The organism is Ruegeria sp. HKCCA6707, from assembly GCF_013033515.1.
In the GTDB taxonomy this organism is placed as follows: domain Bacteria; phylum Pseudomonadota; class Alphaproteobacteria; order Rhodobacterales; family Rhodobacteraceae; genus Ruegeria.
In genome coordinates this window covers 1-1,143 of the sequence record NZ_WQEG01000030.1, presented here as the reverse complement: position 1 = coordinate 1,143, position 1,143 = coordinate 1, and the positions used below count along the sequence as shown (strand labels likewise).

The window sequence follows — 1,143 nt, the reverse complement described above, 5'->3', positions numbered from 1 at the left end:
GCCAACTCGGAACACAGATCCAGCCCATCCCGATTTCCAGCATCTCAGATGACTACTGGATATACATCCACTGCGATGATGTCCGCTGTATCCATTGTGCGAGCTTCCGGCCCAGCGACCTGGTTGAAAGGCTGGGAGGTGATGTCACCCTGCGCAGCGTTTTGGGTAAAGCCCGGTGTACCCAATGCGGCAGGCACCCGGTCAGCATCAAACAGGTATATAGACGGCAGAGCGGGTGGTGAGGCTCGTTTGAATATAGTCAAAAGTCTTCTTTGAGCCCAAAGCCGCGCGTCAGGCTAACAAATCAGCTTCGAGATGTTCAGTAAAGGTGTATGAGTGTGTGTTGATGTCGCCACTCCAGCGCCAGATTGCGATAAAGCCCTCTGCGCCTGTTCGAAATGCATGTGGCATCATACTTGGATGGTGAATCATTGAACCAACCCCTCTCATCCGAATGTCATCTCCGGCCGTCCAAAGGGCCTGTCCCGCAATAATGGCATATGTCTCGTCGGCGTCATGAAGATGCATAGGATAGTAGCTGTCGGGTCGCATGTAGACCAAACCCAACCTTACGTCCGGCGCCGGTATCGGTCCTTCTGGTCCCATCAGTGTTAGGACGCTTATCAAGGCGGCTATACTCGATTGGGTGTTGCCCTCAACCGGGTTTGATCCCCAGCTCAAGAGATGCTGTGCCGCCAAGACCGAACGAGCTGCCGGATGATTGCTATTGGCCAAGACAGCACGCATACCCGCATCTAGGGAGCAAGGTGGAACGGATTCAAAGGCAACAGGAGTTGGCGTTACCAAAAGCGTGTTCGCTGTATGAGGTCCTTGAATGTCTACCTCGGTCTCATAGACCTTTGCAATTTCTACCAGCATATCTTGAATGATTTCGTCTTGCGCCATGACCAGTGCATCCAAATCCCAAATGTCAGCGCTGCTTTGATCGATTTTCAATGCTCAATCTGAAAGAAATACGACGGGTTTGCGTCGCTATCCTGCTTCGGCAAATGAAACTCGTGAGGTTTGACAAGCTTGAGCAGGTCGAAAGCAGTATTCTCGGGTCCAAAAACAGGTTATTTAGGCCGACCACGTCGGCCGATAGCTCTAAGCCCAAAGCAGTCAATTGGCAGAACAGTATCC

Annotated in this window: 2 protein-coding genes; one reads left to right on the top strand and one right to left on the bottom strand. The window is 51.9% G+C overall.

The window, feature by feature from the left end:
• Positions 1-291: 291 nt before the first annotated feature.
• Entirely contained in the window at positions 292-957 is a 666-nt protein-coding gene (locus tag GOW40_RS22020; RefSeq protein ID WP_171133944.1) for a dimethylsulfonioproprionate lyase family protein, read from the bottom strand.
• Here GOW40_RS22020 and GOW40_RS22085 point away from each other — a divergent pair.
• Positions 957-1,143 (top strand): hypothetical protein (locus tag GOW40_RS22085; RefSeq protein ID WP_217352337.1); only part of this gene is annotated, 187 nt, incomplete at its 3' end. The two genes, GOW40_RS22020 and GOW40_RS22085, sit on opposite strands and share 1 nt — an antisense overlap.